This is a genomic window from Mesorhizobium sp. M4A.F.Ca.ET.020.02.1.1 (assembly GCF_004022645.1).
Taxonomy (GTDB): Bacteria; Pseudomonadota; Alphaproteobacteria; order Rhizobiales; family Rhizobiaceae; genus Mesorhizobium.
Map to the genome: position 1 here is coordinate 1 of NZ_RZOI01000270.1, position 7275 is coordinate 7275.

The following is a 7275-nucleotide window of genomic DNA, read 5'->3' on the forward strand; positions in this document are numbered from 1 at the left end:
TGGCGACGTTCGGCTGACTTCCGGCGAGCGTTCTTAGCCCCGCCATCGGCCTGCCCGATAAATCGTCACCGCAGCCGCCACCAGCGCCGCATTGCCGGCGGCGACGCTGCCGTCCGGCAGGTGCTTGCCGTCCTCCAGCCCGACCCGGGTCGACAGGTTTCGAGCCGCCGCCCGCTCGACGAACGGCCACACCGTCGCGTTCTCGCCGTGCAGCAGGATCGAGCGGCGGATTCCGGCGCGCGCCAGCACCGTTTCGATGCCGTCGGCGACTTGGAAAGCCTCGTCGAGCGTCTGTTCGGAAATCTCGATCAGGACGCGCAGCACGCGCCCGCCATGGTCGAGCGTCACCAGCCTCTCGGCGTCGGCGATGGAAGCCAGGCCCGCCTCGATGCCGATGCCGCGCTGGCGCAGGCTTTCCATCACGACCGGCGCGGCCGTCTCGCTGAGATTGACCGAGGCATAGTCCGGCAGCTCGCGCCAGCCGGCGATGGCGACGAGGGTGCGGAGGTCGTCCTCCTCGATCCAGGCGCCGGTGGAGACGCCGATCAGCGTTCCCGGACAAGCGCGGCGCAGCGCTGCCACCGTGCGGTCCATCGCTTCCGGCGCCAAGCTCTCCTGCCGGTCGGCGCCACGCGCATGGACATGGAGCTCGGCGGCACCCGCGGCAACCGAAACCGCGCCGTCGCGCGCCATGGCGTCCGGGTCAAGCGGCAGGGCGGCGTGAAAATCGGCGGGGCGGGCGCCGTTGATGCAGGCCTGGACGATCATGGCGGCGGTCCTGTTCGAGCTGAGTCTAACGCAGAGGCGCATAGACTGGAACCGGAACGTCTGCTGACAGGCATCGTTTCGACGCCGCGATCCAGGCGAAGAGCGCCGGTGTGGGCGATTTGCGCCGCGCCGCCTAACCCAGATTTTCCTGCCGCAGCCTCTCCTTTATCCGCGCCAGAGCCGGCTCGCCGCCGCCGGCCAACTCAGTGGCAATCCGCGCAAGATCATCGTCGGCCTTGCGATATTTGCTGCCCCAGGCGCCGAGCGTCGCCAGTACCGGCAGAAGGTCGACGCCGGCTTCGGTCAGCCGGTAGATCGCCTTCAGCCTGTGGGTCGGGTCGTCGCTGCGGGTGAGGATGCCTTCCTCCTGCAGCGTCTGCAGCCGCTCGGCGAGCGTTCGCGACGAGATGCCTTCGTCCGACTGCAGGAATTCGCGAAAATGCTTTTTCCCGGCGAATGCCAGGTCGCGGATGATGAGCAGCGTCCAGCGGTCGCCAAACAGCTCAAGCGACAGGCTGATCGGGCAGCCGGACCGTTCCCTGGTCGACATAGTTACGGTTCCATTTTTAAATCACTTTACTATTGACACCATTACCTTCGCGCGTCAAATGGTTCCAAAAGTAAATTGATTGGAAGCACGCGGAGGACCGGAAATGAAGAAACTCATCCTGCAAATGCAGATGTCGGTCGACGGCTTCGTCGGCGCCGAGGACGACCATCGCTGGCAGCTCTGGGAGTGGGGCGACGACAGCGCTTGGGACGACGCGCTGAAGCAGGACTTCAACGCTGTGTTCGAAACCATCGACACCATCTTGCTTAGCCGCAAGATGGCGGAGGAGGGCTATCTGAACCACTGGGGCAACGCCGCGACGAGATTCCCGAAGGACCGCTTCTATGCCTTTGCCCAGCGCATTGTTGCAGCGCAGAAGGTGGTGCTGAGCGACAGGCTGAAGGCCGCGCGATGGGAGCGCACGAGCATCGCAAGCGGCGACCTGCCGCGCGAGGTCAATGCGTTGAAGGCGGGCGAGGGCGGCGACATCGCCGTCTTCGGCGGCGCCGGTTTCGCCTCGGCGCTGGCCGCCGCCGGGCTGGTCGACGAATTCCAGCTCTTCATCAATCCGGCTGTGCTGGGTGCCGGCCGCCGCATCTTCGGCCAGGGCGGCTTCTCCAGGCTGAAGCTCATTGGTTCGAAAGCCTATGCCAGCGGCATGGTGGTGAGCCGCTACGCGCCGGCGAGGTGAGGGGCTGCCTCAGAAGACCCCGATGACCGGCGCCGGCTCAACCAAGGTGCCGACGCCCAAGGGATTGCGCACCCGCGCGGAGGTTTCAACATTGGCGACGGCGGCGAACCACTGGGCTTCACGCAACGTCAAACCAGCAAGCACGCAGCCAGCGTAGTCCGCAGGCTCGTCTATCCACGTGTCAAACACCGCCCAAGTATCAGGCGGCTCCCGCACTGCAACGAACCGCATTTGAGACCCCATCATGCGACGAGCAGCCACCGTAGCAGCCGGCGTGCTGTAGTCATGTGAGCGAGTACACATATTAGCAATATTGCATATGAAAGCCCAGCCTTGGTCGTTTCGGCATCAAGATCGGGCATTTAGCCATGCCTGGACAGGCGCCCGGGCATCGCATCCGTCGTCACTCGATCAGCAGCAAACCGCGCTTCCTGTCGCCATCGGAATCGATCGTGTCCATGGCCGAGAACAGGCGTTCGCGCTCGATCAGCCAGGGCTTGTAGCGCTGGTTGACGTCAAGGACGAAAACCATGTCCTCGGCGTCCATATATCCTCCGATCGGGGAAAAGTGGCCGGCGCCGGCGCCGAAAATCCTCTCCCTCGTAAAGTTGATGATGTAGCGGCGGCCGGGATCGTTGGCGCGCTTCATATGCGCGAGGAACTCCTCGGCAGTCAGGTTCCGAAGCACGGATACTTTCCGCTTGGTCTTGCTTCGAGCGACTTCGGCAACCTCGTCCAGGGTCAGCCCGATGATGCAGAATCCGGTCCAGCACTTTCCCGTTCCCGCAAGCACTTCAGCTTCCGTCGTCTCTTCTTCGCCGATCGAGCGGAACATGTTTGCCACGCTTGCCGGACCGCACCTTGATGCGTTCGATTGCCATTCGACGTCGGCATTGAAAGCAGCGGCCACGGGCAACTTCCAGGCACGGTCGATCAATTCGGGCGCGCGGATAACCGAAGACTGGATCTTGTCCGGCGAGACTGCCGACGGACCAGCAATCAGGAATGCGGCGCCGCAGAGCAGGCCGATACCGGCAATCACACCGAATGCAAGACTGCGCCTCATCGCTGTGCCTCGGAGCCATACAGCAGAAGGAGATTGCAGAAGCCGGCGCGCAACGTCAATCAGCGCCGAGTCGGCACGCATCGCCATCGTCCACAGCCGGAATCTCAATGCGCCGGAGCGCCTCGCTGGTCGGCATCCGTCAGCGTGCCGAGGAAAGCGACGATGTCGTCGATCTCGGCATCGGTCAGCGCCGGCCTGTCGCCCGGCTTCCCGCCGAAGGGCGGGTCCTTGTTGAGGTTCGGCCAGTAAACCTTTGGCAGGTCGTCATATTTGTCGACCGTGCCGTCGGCATTCTTCGGATACCAGCGGCCGGGATCGCTGTCGCGGCTGCCGTAGAAGGCGACCGCGTCGCGCAGCGTGTGGAAATAGCCATTGTGGAAGAAGCTTTTCCTCAGCGCCACGTTGCGCAGCGTCGGCGTCTTGAACAGCCCGCAATATTCGGCGCGTCCCTTGAAGTCGGTGCGCAGCGGGCCGCACAGGCCGAGATCGATATAGGCGGGATCGGCATTGGCCGGGATCGCCGCATTGCGGGGCACGCCAACGGCGATCAGACCGTAATCGGTGAACTGCGGCGGCTCGCCATTGTTGCTGGGTCGGCTCAGATGACAGCTGGCGCAATTGCCCTTGGCTTCGTCCTCGAACAGAACGCGGCCGCGCAATTCCTGCGCCGAGAGCGTCGCCCTGCCGGCAAGGAAAGCGTCGTAGCGGCTGGAATAGGGGTAGAAATCGGCGCTGCTCTGTTCGAACGCGCCGAGCGCCTCGACCGCGGCGTCGAAGGCGTCGTCCGGCCGTTCGAACACATCGTCGCCGAATGCCGCCTTGAAATCGTGCGCATAGGCGGCCTTGCTCAGGGCGGCGACCACCCCGCTCTCATCCTTGTTGGCCATCTCGAAAGGCGAGAGCAGGGGGATCCTGGCCTGCTGCTGGCCGCGATCGGCGCGGCCGTCCCAGGTCAGCCCGCCGGTCGGGCCGTTGTCGACGCTCTCGTCGCCCTCATCCTCGGAATCGTAGAAGTGCTCGGTGAAGGGGGGTGCCGCCTGCAGGTAGCGCAGCGATGGCACCGCGCGCAGGCCCGGCCGGTCGACATTAGGCCCGCCCATCTCGACCGGTGTCGCCGAGGCTGGCCCAAAGGCGTGGTCGGGATCGTGGCAGGAGGAGCAGGCCTGCTTGCGCGAGGCCGACAGCGACGGATCGAAGAACATCTTGCGCCCCAGCGCCGTCAGCGCCTCTGCCCGTGCGAAAGCCTCCGCGCGCGACAGCGGGCCGGGATGGGTGCTGCCTGCCGTGTTCGCGGGTACGGCGAAGCCGAACATCGACGCCGTGGCGATAGCGATCGTCAGGCTTTTCCATCGTCTTGTCGGCATAGGGCGCGGTCCGGTTTGCCTCCGGAACTAGGTGCCCAGTGCAACGGATTGATGACCGGTCGCGACGCTCACGCAACCGTGTTCGCGCAGGGCGGAAAATGTCACAAAAGTGACAGAGGCATCGCAGTAGCTGCTTCCGCGCCTGCTTGTTCATCGATTGCCGTCCTCCAGCCATCCCCAGCCACGAGGCATCCCCCATGACTAGGTCCCTGTTCTCGCTTTGCCTGGCCTCCACCGCCCTGGCATCGCTAACCGCCGCTGCCCATGCGGCTCCTCCCGGCTTCGACAAGATCGACACCGTCGTCGTCATCTACGCCGAGAACCGCAGCTTCGATAATCTCTATGGCGGCTTCCCCGGCGCCAATGGCCTGGCCAATGTCTCGGCCGACCAGGCCCGCCAACTCGACCGCGACGGCAAGCCGCTTGCCGAGCTGCCGCCGGCCTGGGGCGGCCTGACCGGCAAGGGCGTAACCCCTGCGGTGACGGAGGCTCAGACCGCGCATCTCGCCAATGCCAGCTTCGCCATCGACGATCCCAAGGGTTTTAATGAAAACACCGGCGTCATCACCCGCGACCTCTGGCACCGCTTCTACCAGGAGCAGATGCAGATCGACGCCGGCCGGAACGACAAGTTCGTCGCCTGGGCCGATTCCGGCTCGCTCGTCATGGGCCACTATGATGGCTCGACGTTGCCAATGTGGGCGGTGGGAAGGAAATACGTGCTCGCCGACAATTTCTTCCAGGGCGCCTTCGGCGGCTCCTTCCTCAACCACATCATGCTCGCCTGCGCCTGCGCGCCGGTCTATCCGCATGCCGACACCAGCCCGGTCAAAGGCCAGATCGCCGTCGTCGAGCCCGACGGCGTGACGCTCAAGATGGCCGACAATTCGCCAGCCTCGGCTTTGGGCGGTGCGCCGAAATTCGTCAATGACGGCGCCATCACGCCGGATTTCTACGCCGTCAACACCATGCAGCCGCCTTACCAGCCGAGCGCCAACAAGCCGGCCGAGGGCGGTGACAAGGCCTTGGCCGATCCGGCGCAGCCGACCACGCTGCCGCCGCAGCACGAGATCACCATCGGCGACCTGCTGTCGCTGAAGGGCGTCTCCTGGGCCTGGTACTCCGGCGCCTGGCAGGCGGCGCTCGACGGCAAGAACGCCACGCCAGTGCCGAACTTCCAGTTCCACCACCAGCCGTTCAACTATTTCGCGGCCTACGCGCCGGGCACCGCCGCGCGCGCCGAGCACCTGAAGGATGGCGGCCTCGACGGCGTCGAGTTCATCAAGGCGATCGACGACGGCAAGCTGCCTTCAGTGAGCTTCTACAAGCCGCAGGGCAATCTCAACGAGCATGGCGGTTATGCCGACGTCACCAGCGGCGACAAGCATCTGGCCGACATCGTGTCGCATCTGGAGAAGAGCCCGCAATGGCCGCATATGCTGGTCGTCGTCACCTATGACGAGAATGGCGGCTTCTGGGACCATATCGCGCCGCCCAGGGCCGACCGCTGGGGCCCGGGCAACCGCATTCCCGCCTTCATCATCTCGCCCTATGCAAAGCTGGGGACCGTCGACCACACGCAGTACGACACGACCTCGATCCTGCGCTTCATTACCGCGCGCTACGACCTGCCAGTGCTGCCCGGCATCGTCGCCCGCGACAAGGCGCTGCGCAATAACGAGCAGCCGCCGATGGGCGATCTCTCGGCCGCCCTTGATCTGACGAAATAGCGTCCTTCCTCTCCCTCAGCAAATGCGCGGGGAGAGGAAACGCTAATCGCCCAAGGCCCGATGTCTCGCAGATGAATCAATCCCGCAGGACGGGCCGCTATCGGATTGTTTTGCTTGGAGTTGAGGGCGCGCCGGCGCTCACTCCGCCTCATCCACCCAGATCAGGCGCAGCAGACGCAGCAGCGTTGCCCGCTCCTTGCTGGTCAGCCGATGCAGGAAGCGGTCCTCGTGAAGGCGCACCTGACGCCGCCAGGCGGGCATCGCGGCCTTGGCCGCCTCGGTCAGCCGAAGCTCCTGCACGCGCCGATCCTTGGCATGGTCGTCGCGCTCGATCAGGCCGCGCTCCTCGAGTTCGGCCAGCAGCGGCGCCATGTTGGCGCTCTTCATGGCGAGCAGCCGGCAGAGCCCGGCGGCGCGGATGCCCGGCCGTTCGTCGATCAGCGCCAGCATGGCGTAGGTGACGGGGCGCAATTCCGCCTCCGCCATCTCGATAGCGAAATCGTTGAGCGCCAGCGCCGAGGCGCGCCGCAGATTGTAGCCGATCTGCGCGTCGAGCGCGTCCTCGGCGAGATCGTTGCTGGTTTCGTCCATGTTCGATCGATTGCCGCGATCCGGCCCCTTGTCAAGGTAAAAATACTATGCGACATAGCAAAGATTAAAGCTATGCAACATAGCGATCTCGGAGGAATTGACCCATGGCAGGAGAAACCGAAGACACCGTCGCCTTCGATGTGGAGGACGGCATCGCCTGGGTCCGCTTCAACCGGCCGGCCAAGCGCAATTCGATGAGCCCGGCGCTCAACCGGCGCATGATGCAAGTGCTCGACGAGCTTGAATTCCGCGACGACGTCGGCGTTCTCGTGCTCTCGGGCGAGGGCGCCGCCTGGTCGGCCGGCATGGACCTCAAGGAATATTTCCGCGAGACCGAGGCGAAGGGCCTGGGCGCCGTGCGCAAGGCGCAAGCCGAGGCTTACGGCTGGTGGCGGCGGCTGCGCTGGTACCGCGTGCCGACCATCGCCATGGTCAATGGCTGGTGCTTCGGTGGCGGCTATGGCCCGCTGTTTGCCTGCGATCTCGCCTTCGCCGCCGACGAGGCGCAGTTCGCG

General features: G+C 64.9%; 9 protein-coding genes. 3 read left to right on the forward strand and 6 right to left on the reverse strand.

Annotated features, from left to right (window positions below):
- Positions 1 to 33: 33 nt before the first annotated feature.
- The gene (locus EN742_RS17820; protein ID WP_128333090.1) at positions 34 to 768 is read right to left on the reverse strand and encodes a 3-keto-5-aminohexanoate cleavage protein; all 735 of its coding nucleotides are present in this window, start codon (positions 766 to 768) and stop codon (positions 34 to 36) included.
- A 133-nt stretch (positions 769 to 901) separates the two neighbouring features.
- On the reverse strand, positions 902 to 1318 hold the full coding sequence (locus EN742_RS17825; RefSeq protein WP_126055451.1) for a helix-turn-helix domain-containing protein: 417 nt from the start codon (positions 1316 to 1318) through the stop codon (positions 902 to 904).
- Positions 1319 to 1421: 103 nt separating this feature from the next.
- Here EN742_RS17825 and EN742_RS17830 point away from each other — a divergent pair, with 103 nt between their 5' ends.
- Positions 1422 to 2009 carry a dihydrofolate reductase family protein gene (locus EN742_RS17830; protein ID WP_127407238.1) on the forward strand — a complete coding sequence of 196 codons (588 nt, stop codon included), beginning with the start codon at positions 1422 to 1424 and terminating at the stop codon, positions 2007 to 2009.
- Positions 2010 to 2018: 9 nt separating this feature from the next.
- Here the strand turns inward: EN742_RS17830 and EN742_RS17835 are convergent, their stop codons facing one another.
- The 3 genes from EN742_RS17835 to EN742_RS17845 all read right to left on the reverse strand — a co-directional run bounded on the left by EN742_RS17835 (position 2019) and on the right by EN742_RS17845 (position 4388).
- Positions 2019 to 2240 carry a hypothetical protein gene (locus tag EN742_RS17835; RefSeq protein WP_126055449.1) on the reverse strand — a complete coding sequence of 74 codons (222 nt, stop codon included), beginning with the start codon at positions 2238 to 2240 and terminating at the stop codon, positions 2019 to 2021.
- Positions 2241 to 2412: 172 nt separating this feature from the next.
- Positions 2413 to 3075 carry a phytochelatin synthase family protein gene (locus EN742_RS17840; RefSeq protein WP_127407237.1) on the reverse strand — a complete coding sequence of 221 codons (663 nt, stop codon included), beginning with the start codon at positions 3073 to 3075 and terminating at the stop codon, positions 2413 to 2415.
- A gap of 104 nt (positions 3076 to 3179) precedes the next feature.
- Positions 3180 to 4388: a cytochrome-c peroxidase gene (locus EN742_RS17845; RefSeq protein ID WP_245492346.1), complete on the reverse strand. Its 1209-nt coding sequence runs from the start codon at positions 4386 to 4388 to the stop codon at positions 3180 to 3182.
- 248 nt (positions 4389 to 4636) lie between these two features.
- On the opposite strand from EN742_RS17845, the gene EN742_RS17850 reads away from it, so the two are divergent.
- Positions 4637 to 6169, forward strand: coding sequence for an acid phosphatase (locus EN742_RS17850; RefSeq protein WP_127406952.1), 1533 nt, complete (start codon positions 4637 to 4639; stop codon positions 6167 to 6169).
- 138 nt (positions 6170 to 6307) lie between these two features.
- Here EN742_RS17850 and EN742_RS17855 read toward each other — a convergent pair whose 3' ends face one another.
- Positions 6308 to 6760, reverse strand: a complete 453-nt coding sequence (locus EN742_RS17855; protein ID WP_126055446.1) for a MarR family transcriptional regulator — start codon at positions 6758 to 6760, stop codon at positions 6308 to 6310.
- A gap of 104 nt (positions 6761 to 6864) precedes the next feature.
- On the opposite strand from EN742_RS17855, the gene EN742_RS17860 reads away from it, so the two are divergent.
- A partial coding sequence (locus EN742_RS17860; RefSeq protein WP_189375430.1) for an enoyl-CoA hydratase-related protein occupies positions 6865 to 7275 on the forward strand: 411 nt, incomplete at its 3' end.